We start from the raw sequence: 16946 nt of genomic DNA, 5'->3' as shown, positions 1-16946 counted from the left end.
AATTCGTACTTTTGTCTCCTAAATTATAAAAACCATTAAAACGATGAAGACAGAAACATCATTAAATGAAAAACAAGGGCACTGGATTCTCGCCAAGCTCGGCAAGAAAGTGTTACGCCCAGGAGGAAGAGTACTCAGCGAATGGTTAGTAAAAAACTTAGAGATTACCTCCAAAGATGATATTGTAGAGTTTGCCCCAGGCTTAGGATTCACGGCTAATATAGCTTGTTCTTATAAGCCTTTCAGCTATACGGGAGTAGATATGAATGAGGCAGCCGCAGCTTTGGCTAAAAAGAATATTCACTATGAAAATGCACGTGTGATTGTAGCTGATGCCGCTGCTTCTACACTTCCCGATGCTTTTGCTAATAAAGTGTATGGAGAGGCAATGCTCACTATGCAACCTCTTGAACACAAAAAAGCTATTATTGCAGAGGCTTTTAGGATACTCAAACCAGGAGGTTATTACGCTATTCACGAATTAGGCTTACAGCCAGACAATGTGAGTGATGAGGTGAAAAACGATGTTTTTAAAGAACTAAGTGCTAATATACGTGTACACGCACGCCCAATGACCCCCAGTGAGTGGAAAGCTCTTTTTGAAGAGCAAGGTTTTAAGGTGGTGAAAGAACAGCACAACGCAATGCTCCTACTTGAAAACAAGCGTGTATGGCAAGATGAAGGGATATTCCGCACGCTTAAATTCTTCTTTAATCTCTTCACCCACCCCGATTTGCGCAAACGCGTGATGAATATGAAGAAAACCTTTAGAAAACACCAAAAGAACTTAGATGCTATTGCTATTGTTGTTCAAAAACCCCTTTAAACGATTTTACAAAAAAGCTCATATCTTTATAGGAAATCTCCTATAAAAATATGAGCTAAAAAAAGTAACAAATAAAAATAATTCTTCTCTTTTATTGGTCTTTTACAATTACGAGTCGTGCTTTTGAGCCTGTTGCTAAATCCCAACGGTTGCGTATAATGGTGTTGCCTTTGTCGTCTAGCACCATAAACTCGGCAGTATTAGGCCCCGATTCTCCTTGGTTGAGCGCTAAAAACTCTACTTTGTTGAAGCCAGGTTTCAATTCTACTTTAAAACCTCTGAATTCTCCAAGGAGAAAAATGTCGCGAACTTCTTCTACTCCATTCACATATAAACTCACTCGATCGCCATCAATAGCAGCGAAGTCGCGACAATATACATTTACAAACTTTCCATTATTGGTGAAGTCGCCAAAGAATTGATCGCCTTTGGGTGCTTCATAATCTTCTCGCTTATGGTCGTTGAGCACCTCATAATTAGGTTTGAACTCTACTTTGCGCTGTACTAAATTACTCTTCCCCGTAAAATCAATGTTTTTTTCAGGCATCTTCATCCAAGGATTATTCTCTTTTTTAGGAGCTACCCGCAGATTGATAGGCGTTCCCTTATACTCTAACTCAGGTGATTTCTCTAACGGAATGACAACCTTATTATCTTTCTTTTGTATTTCAAAAGGTTGAGCCTGAGCAGCTAAGCATCCTAATAAAAGTGATATGTACAAGCATAAATATTTCATAATGTTTGAGCATTTACTTTTTTATAGCGATAACTATGCCAAATTTGCTATTCTGCTAATTCTTTCATACCTTTGCGCTTCATTATTAAGTATTCTTTTATGAAAAATATTACATTATTTGTAGCGCTATCTTCCTTTTTTATAGGAACTGCACAGGACGACCTTATCAAATCGGTAGCTGGTAACCACTCAGAAAACGCTGGTTTTAAGTTTACTACCGTTATCAACCTCGAACGCACCGACGTGAAAGACCAAGGTAGCAGCGGCACTTGCTGGAGCTATGCAGGGGCTTCGTTTATAGAAAGTGAAATGAAACGTATGGGCAAAAAGCCTATCGACCTTGCCGAAATCTTCACTGCTCGCAATTGCTATATCGAAAAAGCTAAACAATATGTGCGTATGCACGGCAATTTAGATTACGGACAAGGAGGTGAACTCCACGATGTAATCAATATGTACGCCAAATATGGTGCTGTACCTCAAAATATTTATACAGGTTTGAACTACGGTACTACTCGTAATGATTTTGGTGAACTGCACGCTATCTTGAAAGGATTTCTTCAAGGAATGCTAAAGAACGGAGAGAAAAAGAATAAACTCACTCCTAATTGGTTACCTGCTTTCACAGCGACCATCGATGCCTATTTAGGTGCAGTACCCGAAAGTTTTATGTATGAAGGCAAAAAATATACTCCTCAGAGCTTTGCTAAAGAGCGCGTAGGTATCAATCCTGCCGACTATATAGAAATGGTATCGTATGCCGACCAACCTAAATACCAAAACGTGTTTATGGCAGTACCCGATAACTGGAGCTTTGATTATGCTTACAATATTGCAATGACCGACCTTACAAAAATCATTGACAACGCTCTTAAAAAAGGTTATACTGTAGCGTGGGCAGCCGATGTGAGTGAGCGTTATTTCAGTTGGAAAAATGGAGTGGCTTTTGTGCCTGAAAAAGAAGTGAGTGAGATGAGTAACGAGGAAGCCTTGTATCTTTTTTCTAACCCTCCTACTGCCGAGAGAACCATCACCCCCGAGATGCGTCAGCGTGATTTTGACAACTATCAAACTACCGATGACCACGCAATGCACATCGTAGGGCTTGCCAAAGACCAAAACGGACGTGAGTACTACATCGTGAAAAACTCTTGGGGCTTGCGCAACGACTATGAAGGCTACTTGTATGTAACTAAAGCCTTTGTAGAGTTCAAAACAACTGCCATTATGCTTCACAAAGGCGGAGTGCCTAACGATATCCTCAAAGAGTGGAAAAAGTAGTATTAATAATGCAAAATTGCTGATTGGCAATTATTTTATACTTTTGTCTTTAAATACAAAATGTTTATGGAAACACTCACTATTAAACCTCCTAAAGGAGTTACTCTAAATGATGCAAGAATAGCTCTTGAACGACTCAATTTTGAAATAGTAGAGAATCAGGAGTACACAATTTCTGATAGTTACAAAAATGAGTTGCACGATCGTTTAAGAGAATGGGAATTATCTCCAGAAACCGGAATCTCTTTAGATGAAGCCAGAAGATTGGCTTACGAAAAATATGGAAGAATATGAAGTAATACTCTCTTCATTAGCTAATAAAGAATGGCTGAAAGTCATTGATTGGTATAATGATAAAAGAGAAGGACTCGGTTTTGAAGTTTTTGACGAGATAGATGAATATTTGAAAAGGTTAAAAACATTACCTTATATAAATCGAATAGTAGAAGGTGAGATTAGATTATCAACTACTCCAAGATTTCATTTTGGAATATTCTATACTGTGAAAACAAATACTGTTTTTGTGATAGGTATACACAATCTAAGAGAGGACTACCAAGATATTTTGAGAAGAATATAATTTTTTTCTTCTTCTTTAAGAAACATTTAAACACTATTTGAAAGAAACAGAAAAAATACTTACATAGAGACATAAATTAGCGTTTCACTTTACAATTTCCTGTCATAGAAAACGACCATTTTTTAATGTTATGGGGAAACTAAAAGTGGAAATGCCTGCACTATAGCGTGGGCATTTCTTTTTACTTTTGCAGTGTGCCTTTAGTCGGGCTTCTATGAGAAAGTAATAGGGAATGTGCTCACGCTTTTTTTAAGTGCTTATGTAAAATAAGAAATGATGAAATAATAATGAAAAGGAGTATTTTATTCTTAGTATTATGCTTTCCCTTATACATATTTTCACAATATCGTGTTACAGGGATTTTAATTAGTAATAACCAAATAGTAGCTAATTGTACTGTTAAATTGCTCTCACAAGACAAGGTATTACAAACAACTGCTTCAGATGAAAAGGGTACTTTTTCTTTTGAAAACCTTTCAGCAGGGCAATACCAGCTAAATGTGGTTTCTATTTTCTATGAGCCTTTTCAGCAAGAGCTAATGGTAGATAAGAATATCGCATTAGGCAATATTGTGATTACCGAGAAAGTAGAAAACCTTAAAGAAGTAACCGTTACTGGTCGGAAAAATCCTGTCATCCCTACTCAAACGGGCTCACTTATTGAAGTAACGGGCACACGGCTCGCCTATCGTTCTGCGGTGACCGATATTTTAGAGTATGCTCCCAGCATCTCCACTACTAATGGCTTGAAAATCTATGGCAATGACGATATTTTAATAATGCTCGACGGTAAGGAATTACACATCGATAAAGATAAAATAGCGTCTTTCTTAGATAAAATACCCGTCAAGAGTATTAAAAGTATTGAAGTAGTTGATAAAATTGATGCCAGTATCGATAGCTCAAAAGTGGGTATCATAAAAATAACGACTATTGCAAAATACGGCTGGGTAGGCTCGTTAAGTCACAACTTTCTGTACAAACAAAAATTAGGCTATAACGATGATGTAAACCTGTTTTATTCTACTGATAAATATCGTCTTTTTACTAACCTATACCACGAACGACATCACACCTTTAGCAATACAGAGGAGCAATCTCTCTTGAAAAATAGTAATATACTTTATCAAAGTACTTCCGATAGACAGTTAAAACGAAAAGCAAACGGGATAACATTAGGAGCAGATTACTATTTCAATAAAAAATCGACTCTTAGCTTTCTGTATATCTATAATTATGATGCCGATGCTGATAATGAATACAACATATTAGCTAATGTGTATAATAACAATGTGTTCAACCATCATTTTACTACGCACAGAAAATGGGACGCCATATCTAATGACCACTCTTTCTCACTGAACTTCGACCATACTACTGACTCCTTAGGTTCAAATATCAAAATAGCCTTAGACTTGGTTAAGAAAAAGTATGAAAGTCCTCTTACTGAAAAAGATATTTATTACCGCACAGTAACTACCGAAGAAAATACTGAGCAAGATTCATACTCTTACAGCGATGTTTACGCTTTCAAAACTACTTGGAGTAAGTTTTTTACCTCTAAATACCCTTCAGAAAAGCAGAACTTAGTACTTGGATTGCGTTATTCATTGGTAGACAATCAAGATGAGTTTGCTTATTTTGATATTTTGCCTACCCAGAAGTTAAAAAACACTACTCTTTCTAATGATTTCTCCTTCAAAGAACACATCTTTGCCACTTTTGCCAATTACGTCTTTCCTCTTACTCAAAAATCAAAGTTCTCAGTAGGCTTACGTTCTGAATATAATTACAATACGTTTAACAATCACTTAGATAATTTCCATAACGACAACACACAATGGTCACTCAATGCCCTCTATACTACCAAGCTCGGCAAAGAAACCTTCTTCTTTTCTGCTCGCCGATGGTTCAGCAGGGTGAATTACAGTCTGTTTAACCCTACCTATATCAAAAGTTCTCCTACCGATGCCTATATAGGTAATAAAGATTTAAGTCCCATAGAAGGATATACGTTGCAATCGGGTTATAGGTGGAAAAAAGTAGATATGGCTGTGGCTTACCGCTATTCCGAAAAAAATGTGCTTAACATTCCTACCGCTATTGCTGGCGTAATAACTACTCGTCCCGAGAATGTAGGTTATAAAAACGATGTGTATTTGTTCCTATCCCGTTTTACTAAGTTCACCGATTGGTGGGAGTGCAATGCGAAATTCACAGGGGGGTATTTTAACTTCAAGTATTTAGGGAATGCTTTCAACTCCTTATATGCCGAATTTTACACCTCACAGCGCTTTTACCTCCCCAAAGATATCGAAGCTTCTCTTACTTACCAATATACCTCAACCAATAAGAGTTTGTATACCAAAAACTATTACAATCACCAGCTCAACTTTAGCCTAATGATTCCTTTTTCAAGCTCATTTAGGTTAAAAGCCTTTGTAACTGATATATTGAAGACCTCTCGTTCTAAAAGTGAATATGATTTTAATGGCATTTATAACACATTATATTCAACCATTAACAGTCGTCAGTTTGGTATAGGTATTAGCTATGATTTTGCTAAAGGTAAAGAAGTGAATGATAATATAAGAAACACAGGGGTAGAAGACGAGAAAAACAGGCTATTGAAGTAATACTATGAAAATCTAAAACATCAATTTGTGATATAGTTTTTTTATCAAATTGATCATAAAAAAAGCTGTATAGTATTTTGCTATACAGCTTTTTTTTGTTTCTACACGGCATTACTACAATACAGCAATGCAAGAAATTTCTACTTCTACAGCTTTAGGCAATTGTGCTACTTGCACAGTTTCGCGTGCGGGTGCTGTTGCCTCGTTGAAATAGCGTGCATATACGCCATTTACTTGCGCAAATTGCCCCATATCGGCTAAGAAAATAGTGGTTTTTACTACATTCTCAAAAGTAGCTCCTGCCTCGGTGAGGATAGCTTTGAGGTTTTCCATTACTTGCTCGGTAGCAGCTTCTATGCCTTTTACTACTTCACCCGTTGCAGGATTCACAGGTATTTGTCCTGATACGTAGAGCGTGTTGCCAGCTTTTACCGCTTGTGTGTAAGGACCAATGGGCGCTGGCGCTTTTTCTGTAAAAATGATATGTTTCATATAGCTATTAGTTATTAGTCGTTAGTTTGGTAAAGTTTGCTTTTAGAGTTCCTACGTTGCCTACTTTATCTTTGGCATTTACGATAAGCTCGTATTTATCAGTTTTAGTAGTATCGATATCACTAAAATGAAAAGTAAGGCATTTGTTTTTGGGTTCGTATTCAAAAAGTATCCATTCGCCATTGAGGGTCGCTGAACAAGAGGAAAAGCCACTGAAATTATCGCTTACTAAAATTTTGAGAGTATCAGCTTTTACAATGCCACCATTTTTGAAATTCACTGCTTTGAGAGTGGGAGCAGTTACATCTTTGCGCAAGGTGAAAGTGCCAAAATTGCGCACACGGGCTGTAAATATACCATCTTTATAAATTGTAGGCTCGTAACTACCGCCACGCGAAAGGAACATTTTGCTGGCTTCTTCGGGGGTATAACTATCGTCTTTGATGGTTACAGTAAAGTATTTCTGAGCAGGAATGCGGTAATCACCTACGGTAATAGAATCTTTTTTGCTGGTGATGAGCATTTGCACATCCTCATAAAGGGTATTTTCAGGTAAATAAACACTACCGTGTTCTAATTCATAGTAGTTATCGCGAGTAGCTACCACCTGTTTGTTGCCTTTAGGTTCTGGTCGAGGTGTTTTTAGTATTTCGCGTTTGCCCTCTATAGGGATATTTATTGTAGTAGTATTCCCTTTGAAATCTTCGGCTATAATAGTAGCAGTGTATTGTTTACCTTCTTCTATGGTAAGATACCCAAAATTGCTTTTGGTAGGAGGGATAGGGTAGACGTCTAAACGGTTGTTAGGCAGTTTGTAAAGGCGTTGTACCATACCTCTTTTTTGAGTATACATCTCGTAGTCTATCAGAGCGTTGAGGTAGCGAGTATCGTTGTAATTCACCTTGTTTAAAACAGTTTGGAACTGCACCTCTCCGTTGAGCAGGAGAGTTACTTTGTAGATGCCATTTCGGTGCATTGTTTCATTTTGGCGGTCGAAACCTTGAATGCCAAACCCAATAGTACCAATAGCACTGATATTATCGGCGAGGTAAGTGTGATCGGCTTGTAAAGTTTTATTGATTTGTCGGGGGAGTTGAGTGCTTTCTATTTGAGCATCTTTGCCGAGTGAATAACCATAGAGGTGTATGATTTCGGGAGGAGTAGTATCTTCAATGAGGTCTTTAAAGCCAAAGAGTAGTGGATTCCAGCCATTGTCGCTGGTATCGCGCACCTCAAAGTGTAAGTGAGGTCCTTGGCTACCCCCTGTGTTGCCACTAAGGGCTACCCAATCACCTTGTGATACAGGAAATTGTTTTTCGTCGAGGATAATATCAATGTCGTAAGTTTGTTGTGCATATTGTTTTTGTTTTACGAAAGCTTCTACTTCGGGAGCGTATTTTTGCAAGTGTCCATAAGTGGTTACATAGCCGCTGGGATGGGTGATATACAGCATTTTACCATAGCCATACGGACTTACTTTGATACGAGAAATATAGCCTTTATCGGCAGCCAAAACTTGTAACCCCTCGCGACCTTCAGTTTTTAGATCGATACCGCCGTGGAAGTGATTAGGGCGCAATTCGGCAAAAGTACCTGCGAGTAAAGGTTTAGTATTCAGAGGAATGATAGGTTTAAATTCTTGACCTTTTAAGGTAAGAGGTAAGGAGTAAGAAATAAGAGATAAGAGGATAGTTAAGTGATAAGTGATAAGTTTTTTCATTCTTTGCTAATAAAAGTTTTGCATATAAAACGGCGCAAAAGTAAGAATAATTTGTCAATTAGCCAATTTGTCGATTCGTCAATTTGTAAAATGTACAAAAAAACTTTGTTGAAATCTCTAAATTTCAACAAAGTTTAATAGTTATTATTTGACACCTAATACCTACAAGGTACTAATATTTAAATCTTTTAAATCTAAAGAAGCCCCTATTTCTAAGAGGTGAAGGCGACGATGGTCGTCTTTGAATTTGCGTTTAGCAGCTTCTTTATCAATTTTGATTACAGGGAAGGTGTCGTAATGCACGCCCAACACATTGCCTACTTCTACAAAGCGAGCCGCTGTAAGAGCATCGCGTACCCCCATAGTATAGTTGTTACCGATAGGGAAAATTGCCAGATTTACCTTGTATTGGTGGGGGATAATTTTCATATCGTAGTGCAAGGCGGTATCTCCTGAAATGTAGATAGTATCATCGTTGTAATCAATCAAAAAACCAGCAGGATTGCCTCCATAAGAACCATCGGGGAAAGATGAAGAATGTTCAGCTTTAATCATCTTGATTTTCACTTTGCCATCTACAAATCGGTGAGAGCCACCGAGGTTCATAGCGTGACCGCTAAGCCCTAATTTTTCGTAGTGAGCGAGAATTTCGGGATTGGTAATCAGTTGAGCACCTGTGCGTTTGGCAATAGCTTCTACATCGGCAATGTGGTCGCCGTGGGCGTGAGTGATGAGGATGTCATCTGCTTTGATAGAGTTTATATCAATGTGTGAAGCCAAAGGGTTAGGGCTAATAAAAGGGTCTACAAGAAAGTGAGTCCCATCAATGTTTATATTCACGCAAGCGTGACCTAAATAAGTTACTTTCATAATGAATTTTTTTATAGGTTATCAATAAGGCAAAGATAGTGAATTATTTTTAAAGTGCAAAATAATTTAATAATTGGCCGAATTGGCTAATTAGCAAATTATTCTTATCTTTGCCCCCGCAAAATAAAAAAATATCACAATGGTTTTACCTATTATAGGATACGGCGACCCAGTGCTCAGGAAAGTAGGGGAGGATATTACTCCTGATTACCCCGAGCTTAAAGCGCTTATCGCCAATATGTACGACACTATGCGTCACGCTTATGGTGTAGGCTTAGCTGCCCCACAAGTAGGGCTTGCTATACGTTTGTTTGTAGTTGATGCCTCTCCGTTTGCTGAGGATGACGACTTAACCCCTGAAGAACAAGCGTTTTTGAAAACCTTCCAAAAGACTTTTATCAATGCCAAAATCACTGAAGAAACAGGTGATAAATGGAATTTCAATGAGGGTTGCCTCAGTATTCCAGGGGTGCGTGAAGACGTGAACCGCTACAAGCAAATCACTATTGAATACCTTGACGAGGATTTCAAGCCTCAAACGCTGACTCTTGATGGTTTGGCAGCGCGTATTGTTCAGCACGAGTACGACCATATAGAAGGCATATTGTTTACAGATAAACTTTCGGCTTTTAAAAAACAGCTTATCAAAAGCAAGCTGAACAATATTATGAAAGGAAAGGTGAAGGTAGATTACAGAATGAAATTTTTAAATGCTAAGTAAATAATCAATATTAAAAATATAAAAATGAATTTAACAAAAATACTTGCCATATCGGGGAAACCAGGTTTGTATCATTTAGAAACGCAAACGCGTTCAGGATTTTTAGCTACTTCTTTAGCCGATGATAAACGCATTTCGGTAGGGATTCGCAATAATGTGAGCTTGTTATCAGAAATAGCTATTTACACTATGGAAAAGGAAGTGCCTTTAAGTGAAGTGTTTGAAAGTATGAAAACTTTAGAAGGAGGCAAAGAAGCAAGTATATCAGCAAAATCGGATGGGGCTACTTTAGAATCTTATTTTGCCAAAGTACTTCCTAACTACGATCGCGACCGTGTATATGCGAGTGATATTAAGAAAGTAATACAATGGTATAATCTTCTGCTCAACAAAGGATTTTTAGAAGAAGAACCTTCTACAACTACTAAAGAAGAAGCATAAAAAAAATAGGCTGTGAGGATTAATCTTACAGCCTATTTTTTATTTAAACTTCATTTTTGTATGAGAGTTCATCTTCTACTTACTGATTATTCAGCTTTTTCAGTGTTATCGATAAGCACTTGTCCACGGTAGTAAAGTTTACCTTCATGCCAGTGAGCACGGTGGTACAAGTGGTTTTCGCCTGTTGTAGGGTCTTTTGCAATTTGTGGAAGTACTGCTACGTCGTGAGTTCTTCTCTTATCTCTTCTTGTTTTTGATTGTCTTCGCTTAGGATGTGCCATTGCTTAATATTTATTTATCAGTTATTAATTTTTTTAAACTTTCCCATCGTGGGTCTATAGCTTCGGGGGCTATATGGTTTTCTTTTGGGGCTAATGCTTCAAGTTTATCTAAAATTTCGGAGTGCATTGAACCATTGAGTACATCGGGGTGTACACGTTTTGCTGGAATTGATAATACGATGAGCTCATAGAGGTATTGTGCTATCTCTATTTGATGTTCGCCGTGAGGGAGTATCAGTAGCTCTTCGTCGTCATCATTATATTCTTCACCGAATTTTACTACTAAGAACAATTCACCAGATACAGGTAGATTGAAAGGTTCATTAGAAACATCACAATTTACATTCACTGTTCCACTATTGTGGAAGTGCAACTCCATAAGGTTGCTTTTTTTTTCTAAATCTACAGTGATAGTTTGTTGAGTATCGTTTATTTCATCAAAACTAAAAAGTTCTAAAAACTTTCTATCAATGGTATAAATAAACTGATGTTTTCCTTGTTTTAAGCCAGCAAAAGAAATGGTGTAATCTTTTAACTTTCTCATTATCTATAAGTTCAGCAATTGATTGCCTACCTTTTGAGGCGCAAAGGTAAGAATTTTCGGTGAACTACCAAAAAAAAAGTAAAAAAGTTCCTAAATAAAGCCGTCAGCATCTTTGTTGGCAACCAATCTAAAACCTTCACCGTGGATGTTTAGAATTTCTACTTTTTCATCTTTTTTGAGTAATTTTCTCAGTTTAGCAATATATACGTCCATACTGCGAGATGTGAAATAGTTGTCGTCTTTCCATATTTTAGAAAGGGCGAGTTCTCGTGACATAAAATCGTCGGTATGTAGAGCGAGGAGGCGCAATAGTTCATTCTCTTTAGGGGAGAGTTTCATAGGTTCTTCGTCCTTGTATTTAAGAATACGCAATTTAGTATTGAGGAAGAAATTGCCTATTTCAAACTCAAACTTATTGTTATCGACCATAGTCTCAATGTTTTTACGTTGTAACATTGAGCGTATTTTCATCAAGAGAATTTCGGAATCAAAAGGTTTGTTGAGGTAGTCGTCGCCGCCAGATTTGTATCCTTTGATTACATCTTCACGCATAGTACGAGCTGTAAGGAAAATGATGGGGATTTTTTCATTTTTCTCACGGATTTCTCTTGCGAGCGTAAATCCATCTTTGTAAGGCATCATCACGTCGAGGATGCACATATCAAAGAGTTCTTTTTTGAAAAGCTCAAAGCCTTCCATACCATTTTTGGCTAATGTAACATCGAAACCGCTCATTACTAAGTAGTCTTTGAGTACTGTACCAAAGTTAGGGTCGTCTTCCACTAAGAGGATACGTTTATCTTCAGAGGAGGGTTTGGCAGAGTAATAGTTTCCGTTCATATTCATTTTTTTATTTGTTTTTAGTTATTTTTTGAGCTTATTTTAAAGCACTTATATTACAGGTAGCTTAATAAAGAAAGTAGAGCCTTTTCCTTTTTCGCTTTCTACATAAATACTTCCTTGATGGTATTCTACGATACTTTTTACATAAGCAAGTCCTAAACCGTGCCCTTTTACGTTGTGTAAGTCGCCAGTGTGTTCTCTATAGAATTTATCGAAAATGTATTTAGCGGCTTGTTTACTCATTCCTTGACCTTTGTCCTTAATGCAGATAAGGATTCTATTTTTGATGTTTTCTGTATAGATATCTATTACAGGAGCTTCTGGTGAATATTTGATAGCGTTTTCAATTACATTTACAAATACATTGGTAAGGTGAGATTCATTAGCTGATATGTCACTATTATCTGCCAAAAAGTGAGTGCGTATCAATCCATTACGTTCGTTGAGCATCACTTGTACGTGGCTAATAGCATTTGTGATAAGGTCGTGTACGTCTAAAGGTTCACGTTCTAATTGCAAATTGCCTTTTTCGAGGCGGGATATTTGCAAGATATTTTCAACTTGTGCGAGCATTCGTTTGTTCTCTTGTTTGAGGATTTTCACGTAATGCATTACCTTGTCGGGGTCGTTTAATGCAATAGGGCTCTTGAGCGTATCGAGTACTAAGTTCATTGTAGCGATAGGTGTTTTGAACTCGTGAGTCATATTGTTGATAAAGTCTGTTTTTATTTCTGAAATGCGGCGTTGGGTAATCAGTTGGTTTAGTGTAATGATAAACACCGCTATAATAATGAGCATAAAAACAGTAGAGAGGCTTGCGATACCTATAATTGACGATAAAACAAAGCGTTCTCGTTGAGGGAATACTACAGCTAATTCATAGAGAGAATCGTCGTTGCTATTGGCGCCAAAGAGCAATGTTCTGTACTCTCTGGTCTCATTGGGTTCAAAGTATTTAGAATGTACTTTTGAGAGTACGTTTTTATTGTATATAGCGAACTCAAAGTGCAATTTGAGTCCTCTTTTTTCCAATCGTTGTTGGATGAGTTTTTGTATTTGAATAATTGATACGCGTTCGCTTATGGATTGTTGACGGATGATGTTTTTGAAAGATTCTTCAATCATCAAACGTTCTATTTTAGGTAAATTGCTCAATTTTTCATAGGCATTTACCAAATATGGATTGGTGTCTAATTTTTGTATTTTTGGATTGTAGTCTAAGTAATGATTGTTAAACGAATGAGGAGTAGTTGTTGTTATAGGTAGTTCATAATCTTCATCTAAAACACCGTGGTTATAAGCAAAATTTTCCTTGTTGTCTTTGTAATTTTGTATATAAACAAAGTCATGCAAGAGAGGGTCTTTAAGCTTAAGGGTACTATCGTTTTCTCTTAAAAAGATGATTTGAGCTACGTATTTATCTACTTCATCTTGCTCTATTTGCCTTGCTACATTATTGAGAACCTGCTGAATAGAATAAGTAAAAGCTTCTTCTTTATCGTCGATCGCCATCTTAATCCAATACCCTTGAATAAAGATAATTCCTACAAGTGATAAGCTTGTAAGTATTAGAGCTATTATGTATAAACGTCTATTCATCGCGCAAAGTTAATACAAAATATTAAAAAAACAATAATAAGTCTTAAAAAAACTTTAGTCATAGAACAAAATAGTTTTTCGAATTTGAGTAAATAGAACGGAAATGCCTTTTATAACTATAAAAAAAATTCCTTAAAGTGCAGTGTTACTTTAAGGAATTTTTTGTTAATTGTATATTGTTTTTTCAGTCGAAAAGTGTTCCTTGTTTTGCGGGATGAACTTTTCCTAAGTGTTTGTAAGCTAACTCGGTTACTTCTCTACCGCGAGGGGTACGTACAATAAAACCTTCTTGAATTAGGAAAGGTTCATAGACCTCTTCAATAGTTTCGGCACTTTCGGACACGGCAGTTGCTAAAGTGGTGATTCCTACGGGGCCTCCTTTAAATTTATCGATGAGGGTAGAGAGGATTTTGTTGTCCATCTCGTCTAATCCGTGTGCATCTACATTGAGGGCTTTGAGCCCAAAGCGGGTAATAGCGATATCTATTTTACCATTGCCTTTTATTTGCGCGAAGTCGCGAATACGACGTAAAAGGGCATTAGCAATACGCGGGGTACCTCTACTTCTGCTTGCTAATTCGATAGCAGCTTCCATAGAAATTGGGACTTTGAGAATAGAAGCACTACGCTGAACGATATCAGCTAAAAGTTCAGTAGAATAATATTGCAATCGGCTTTGAATACCAAAACGTGCACGCATAGGAGCTGTAAGTAAACCTGAACGGGTGGTTGCTCCTATAAGTGTAAAGGGATTGAGGTTGATTTGCACGGTGCGAGCGTTGGGGCCTGATTCTATCATTATATCAATCTTGTAGTCTTCCATAGCTGAGTAAAGATACTCTTCGACTACCGGACTCAAGCGGTGTATCTCGTCGATGAAAAGTACATCGCGCTCTTGCAAATTAGTGAGTAATCCAGCTAAATCTCCAGGTTTATCAAGCACGGGACCTGAAGTAATTTTGATACCTACCCCCAATTCGTTAGCCAAAATATGAGCGAGGGTAGTTTTTCCAAGTCCTGGAGGCCCGTGAAAAAGGGTATGATCGAGAGCTTCGTGGCGCATATTAGCAGCTTTTACGAATACTTTTAGGTTTTCTAAAACTGCTTCTTGCCCCGCAAAATCATCAAACGACAAAGGGCGCAAGGCTCTTTCTATATCGAGTTCTTGCGCCGAATAATTTTCTTTATTTGGATCTAAGTTTTTATTCAAGCTTTTAGGATTTAGAAGATAGCATCACTTCATATTGCGAAGATTGATTACTTCTTGCTGAGTGAGGCGACGCCAATGACCACGAGGTAAATCTTTTTTAGTGAGTCCGGCAAACACTACGCGGTCGAGTTTTTCTACTTGATAGCCCAAGTGTTCAAAAATACGGCGTACAATACGATTGCGACCGCTATGGATTTTAATACCGATTTCATTTTTAGGTTTATCGTTTACATAGCTGATTTCGTCTACCTCAATGAAACCGTCTTCTAACTCCAAGCCATCTTGTATCTTGATAAAATCTTTGTAGTCGAGTTTGCGGTCGAGGATTACGTGGTATATTTTGCGTACACCGTGAGTGGGATGAGTGAGTTTTTTGGTGAGCTCACCATCATTGGTAAGCAATAACAAACCTGTAGTAGCTCTGTCTAAACGGCCTACAGGTAAGATGCGTACATTAGTAGCATTTGCGACCAAATCCATTACTGTTTTACGGCCTTTTTCGTCGTTGGTAGTGGTGATAAAACCTTTGGGTTTGTTGAGCAAGATGTATTCTTTCTTTTCAGAAGAAAGGAGTTTACCATCAAAACGAACTTCATCGGTAGGTTTTACGCGGTAGCCAAGGGTTGTCATCACTTCACCATTTACCGTTACATTACCTGCAGAAATATACATATCGGCATTGCGACGTGAACAGATGCCTGCATCGGCGATGAATTTGTTCAAGCGCACTTCGATTGGATCGGCAGCGGGGTAATCAATAGGAGCTTGGTTATAAGGTTTATAAGCGTTGTTGTTATAAGGTTTTTTGTTGAAAGGTTTTTTGTAGTTGTCGTTTCGGTTGTAACCTTCATTGCGGTTATAATTTTCATTACGGTTGTAGTTGTTAGGCTTGCTATACCCGTCGTTCTTTTTGAAGTTAGGGTTGTAAGGTTTTTTGTTTTCGAAATTATAACCGTTGTTATTGTTATAATTATCATAGCGATTGCCACCATTATTGTCATAACGGTTACCATTGTTATTGTTATAGCGGTTACCGTTATTATTGTTGTAACTACGTCCTTCGTTCTGTCCGTAAGTTTTCTTTTTGAATGAACTATTGCTGTTGTTGCGATTGTTACCGCTGTTGTAAGAAGAATTGTAAAACTTTTTCTCTGAATTCCCATTAGAGGAATAGCTATTCTTCTTGTAGTTGTTGTTAAATTTTTTGTTTTCCATATAAAATTAAATCTCTCTATTATTTAAGGCAAATTGCCATTCTATTAAGGGCGAATTGCTATTCGTCCCTACAGATTTTAAGCTAAGGCTTCAGACCCTCCAACGATTTCGATAATCTCACCAGTGATGGTAGCCTGACGAGCTTTGTTGTAGGTGAGGATGAGTTCGTTTTTGAGGTCTTGAGCATTGTCGGTAGCTTTGTGCATAGCCGTCATACGTGCGCCGTGTTCTGCTGCTACAGAGTCGCGTAAGGCTTTAAACAATTGTGTTTTTAGCGAACGTGGAATGAGTTTTTCTACAATTTCTTGTTTAGAAGGCTCATAGATATAATCGGTATTTAGTTTTTTGTTATTTGTTTTAGAAGTAGTAATGGGTTGTATAGGCAAAAATGTTTCTTCTGTAAGAATTTGAGTAGCTGCATTTTTAAAACTGTTGTACACCAATACTATCTGGTCATATTTACCCGAAGTGTACAATTCCATTAGTTCTTCAGCCAAAGCAGCAGCTGTAGCAAAGGTGAGCTTATCGAAAATTTCGCTATTATGAGCTATAATATTATCGTATTTTTTCAACACATCATTGCCTTTTTTACCTATGGTGTAGAGTCGTACCTGCTTGTCTTTATAGGTAGTTTGCTCTAACTCTAACACTTTTTTTATCACGCTGGCATTGAACGCCCCGCAGAGGCCTCTATTGGAGGTGATAGGTACCAAAAGTACTTTTTTTACTTCTCCTTTGCGTGGATTATAAACATTCTCATCACCCAAGGCAGCGCTAAGGTGTTCTAACAACTGCTTGAGTTTATAAGCATAAGGTTTCATCGCTACAATAGCATCTTGAGCCTTTTTCAGTTTGGCTGCCGATACCATTTTCATCGCTGCTGTGATCTGCATTGTTGAACTTACCGATGAAATTCTGCTTCGTATTTCTTTTAAATTTGCCATTTTATTA

18 protein-coding genes are annotated in these 16946 nt (G+C 37.5%); 7 read left to right on the top strand and 11 right to left on the bottom strand.

Annotated elements, in window-relative coordinates; translation table 11 throughout:
* Positions 1–43: 43 nt before the first annotated feature.
* Complete coding sequence (locus HMPREF9073_RS07855) at positions 44–826, top strand: class I SAM-dependent methyltransferase (protein ID WP_009413312.1); 783 nt, start codon at positions 44–46, stop codon at positions 824–826.
* 91 nt (positions 827–917) lie between these two features.
* Here the strand turns inward: HMPREF9073_RS07855 and HMPREF9073_RS07850 are convergent, their stop codons facing one another.
* Positions 918–1562, bottom strand: a complete 645-nt coding sequence (locus tag HMPREF9073_RS07850; protein WP_009413311.1) for a hypothetical protein — start codon at positions 1560–1562, stop codon at positions 918–920.
* A gap of 99 nt (positions 1563–1661) precedes the next feature.
* Here HMPREF9073_RS07850 and HMPREF9073_RS07845 point away from each other — a divergent pair, with 99 nt between their 5' ends.
* The 4 genes from HMPREF9073_RS07845 (at position 1662) to HMPREF9073_RS07830 (ending at position 6059) form a co-directional block, all read left to right on the top strand.
* Positions 1662–2843: an aminopeptidase C gene (locus HMPREF9073_RS07845; protein ID WP_009413309.1), complete on the top strand. Its 1182-nt coding sequence runs from the start codon at positions 1662–1664 to the stop codon at positions 2841–2843.
* Positions 2844–2909: 66 nt separating this feature from the next.
* Positions 2910–3137: a hypothetical protein gene (locus tag HMPREF9073_RS07840; protein ID WP_034555649.1), complete on the top strand. Its 228-nt coding sequence runs from the start codon at positions 2910–2912 to the stop codon at positions 3135–3137.
* Complete coding sequence (locus tag HMPREF9073_RS07835) at positions 3124–3423, top strand: hypothetical protein (protein WP_009413307.1); 300 nt, start codon at positions 3124–3126, stop codon at positions 3421–3423. The genes HMPREF9073_RS07840 and HMPREF9073_RS07835 overlap by 14 nt, the downstream gene beginning before the upstream one ends.
* 287 nt (positions 3424–3710) lie before the next feature.
* Entirely contained in the window at positions 3711–6059 is a 2349-nt protein-coding gene (locus HMPREF9073_RS07830; protein ID WP_009413306.1) for an outer membrane beta-barrel family protein, read from the top strand.
* 114 nt (positions 6060–6173) lie between these two features.
* Here HMPREF9073_RS07830 and HMPREF9073_RS07825 read toward each other — a convergent pair whose 3' ends face one another.
* The 3 genes from HMPREF9073_RS07825 to HMPREF9073_RS07815 form a co-directional block, all read right to left on the bottom strand.
* Complete coding sequence (locus HMPREF9073_RS07825; protein WP_009413305.1) at positions 6174–6551, bottom strand: RidA family protein; 378 nt, start codon at positions 6549–6551, stop codon at positions 6174–6176.
* Positions 6552–6558: 7 nt separating this feature from the next.
* Complete coding sequence (locus tag HMPREF9073_RS07820; RefSeq protein WP_009413304.1) at positions 6559–8271, bottom strand: M23 family metallopeptidase; 1713 nt, start codon at positions 8269–8271, stop codon at positions 6559–6561.
* Positions 8272–8433: 162 nt separating this feature from the next.
* A complete protein-coding gene (locus tag HMPREF9073_RS07815; RefSeq protein WP_009413302.1) occupies positions 8434–9141 on the bottom strand; it encodes a metal-dependent hydrolase in 708 nt (235 codons plus the stop codon).
* Between the two features lie 139 nt (positions 9142–9280).
* On the opposite strand from HMPREF9073_RS07815, the gene def reads away from it, so the two are divergent.
* Both def and HMPREF9073_RS07805 read left to right on the top strand, forming a co-directional pair.
* Positions 9281–9862 (top strand): peptide deformylase, encoded by a 582-nt coding sequence (gene def, locus HMPREF9073_RS07810; RefSeq protein WP_009413301.1) that lies wholly within the window; start codon positions 9281–9283, stop codon positions 9860–9862.
* A 24-nt stretch (positions 9863–9886) separates the two neighbouring features.
* Positions 9887–10303 (top strand): DUF5606 domain-containing protein, encoded by a 417-nt coding sequence (locus HMPREF9073_RS07805; protein ID WP_009413300.1) that lies wholly within the window; start codon positions 9887–9889, stop codon positions 10301–10303.
* 86 nt (positions 10304–10389) lie between these two features.
* Here HMPREF9073_RS07805 and rpmF read toward each other — a convergent pair whose 3' ends face one another.
* The 7 genes from rpmF to atpG all read right to left on the bottom strand — a co-directional run bounded on the left by rpmF (position 10390) and on the right by atpG (position 16939).
* Positions 10390–10584 carry a 50S ribosomal protein L32 gene (gene rpmF / locus HMPREF9073_RS07800; protein WP_009413299.1) on the bottom strand — a complete coding sequence of 65 codons (195 nt, stop codon included), beginning with the start codon at positions 10582–10584 and terminating at the stop codon, positions 10390–10392.
* Positions 10585–10594: 10 nt separating this feature from the next.
* Positions 10595–11128 carry a DUF177 domain-containing protein gene (locus tag HMPREF9073_RS07795; protein ID WP_009413298.1) on the bottom strand — a complete coding sequence of 178 codons (534 nt, stop codon included), beginning with the start codon at positions 11126–11128 and terminating at the stop codon, positions 10595–10597.
* Positions 11129–11218: 90 nt separating this feature from the next.
* Complete coding sequence (locus HMPREF9073_RS07790; RefSeq protein WP_009413297.1) at positions 11219–11974, bottom strand: response regulator transcription factor; 756 nt, start codon at positions 11972–11974, stop codon at positions 11219–11221.
* 45 nt (positions 11975–12019) lie between these two features.
* The gene (locus HMPREF9073_RS07785; protein WP_009413296.1) at positions 12020–13570 is read right to left on the bottom strand and encodes a sensor histidine kinase KdpD; all 1551 of its coding nucleotides are present in this window, start codon (positions 13568–13570) and stop codon (positions 12020–12022) included.
* A gap of 184 nt (positions 13571–13754) precedes the next feature.
* Positions 13755–14780 carry a Holliday junction branch migration DNA helicase RuvB gene (gene ruvB / locus HMPREF9073_RS07780; RefSeq protein WP_009413295.1) on the bottom strand — a complete coding sequence of 342 codons (1026 nt, stop codon included), beginning with the start codon at positions 14778–14780 and terminating at the stop codon, positions 13755–13757.
* A 24-nt stretch (positions 14781–14804) separates the two neighbouring features.
* On the bottom strand, positions 14805–15995 hold the full coding sequence (locus HMPREF9073_RS15500; RefSeq protein WP_009413294.1) for a pseudouridine synthase: 1191 nt from the start codon (positions 15993–15995) through the stop codon (positions 14805–14807).
* A gap of 77 nt (positions 15996–16072) precedes the next feature.
* Positions 16073–16939 (bottom strand): ATP synthase F1 subunit gamma, encoded by an 867-nt coding sequence (gene atpG / locus HMPREF9073_RS07770; RefSeq protein WP_034555672.1) that lies wholly within the window; start codon positions 16937–16939, stop codon positions 16073–16075.
* Positions 16940–16946 lie beyond the last annotated feature (7 nt).

It is taken from the genome of Capnocytophaga sp. oral taxon 326 str. F0382 (assembly GCF_000318295.1).
Lineage (GTDB): Bacteria > Bacteroidota > Bacteroidia > Flavobacteriales > Flavobacteriaceae > Capnocytophaga > Capnocytophaga periodontitidis.
Note: the sequence above shows the minus strand (reverse complement) of the source record. Positions and strands in the feature narration are given on the sequence as shown.

Coding starts and splice junctions, on each gene's coding strand:
- HMPREF9073_RS07835 (WP_009413307.1), top strand. CDS start 3,124: ATGGAAGAATATGAAGTAATACTCTCTTCATTAGCTAATAAAGAATGG.
- HMPREF9073_RS15500 (WP_009413294.1), bottom strand. CDS start 15,995: ATGGAAAACAAAAAATTTAACAACAACTACAAGAAGAATAGCTATTCC.
- def (WP_009413301.1), top strand. CDS start 9,281: ATGGTTTTACCTATTATAGGATACGGCGACCCAGTGCTCAGGAAAGTA.
- HMPREF9073_RS07815 (WP_009413302.1), bottom strand. CDS start 9,141: ATGAAAGTAACTTATTTAGGTCACGCTTGCGTGAATATAAACATTGAT.
- HMPREF9073_RS07830 (WP_009413306.1), top strand. CDS start 3,711: ATGAAAAGGAGTATTTTATTCTTAGTATTATGCTTTCCCTTATACATA.
- HMPREF9073_RS07805 (WP_009413300.1), top strand. CDS start 9,887: ATGAATTTAACAAAAATACTTGCCATATCGGGGAAACCAGGTTTGTAT.
- HMPREF9073_RS07785 (WP_009413296.1), bottom strand. CDS start 13,570: ATGAATAGACGTTTATACATAATAGCTCTAATACTTACAAGCTTATCA.
- HMPREF9073_RS07825 (WP_009413305.1), bottom strand. CDS start 6,551: ATGAAACATATCATTTTTACAGAAAAAGCGCCAGCGCCCATTGGTCCT.
- HMPREF9073_RS07840 (WP_034555649.1), top strand. CDS start 2,910: ATGGAAACACTCACTATTAAACCTCCTAAAGGAGTTACTCTAAATGAT.
- HMPREF9073_RS07820 (WP_009413304.1), bottom strand. CDS start 8,271: ATGAAAAAACTTATCACTTATCACTTAACTATCCTCTTATCTCTTATT.
- HMPREF9073_RS07845 (WP_009413309.1), top strand. CDS start 1,662: ATGAAAAATATTACATTATTTGTAGCGCTATCTTCCTTTTTTATAGGA.
- HMPREF9073_RS07795 (WP_009413298.1), bottom strand. CDS start 11,128: ATGAGAAAGTTAAAAGATTACACCATTTCTTTTGCTGGCTTAAAACAA.
- atpG (WP_034555672.1), bottom strand. CDS start 16,939: ATGGCAAATTTAAAAGAAATACGAAGCAGAATTTCATCGGTAAGTTCA.
- HMPREF9073_RS07790 (WP_009413297.1), bottom strand. CDS start 11,974: ATGAATATGAACGGAAACTATTACTCTGCCAAACCCTCCTCTGAAGAT.
- HMPREF9073_RS07850 (WP_009413311.1), bottom strand. CDS start 1,562: ATGAAATATTTATGCTTGTACATATCACTTTTATTAGGATGCTTAGCT.
- HMPREF9073_RS07855 (WP_009413312.1), top strand. CDS start 44: ATGAAGACAGAAACATCATTAAATGAAAAACAAGGGCACTGGATTCTC.
- rpmF (WP_009413299.1), bottom strand. CDS start 10,584: ATGGCACATCCTAAGCGAAGACAATCAAAAACAAGAAGAGATAAGAGA.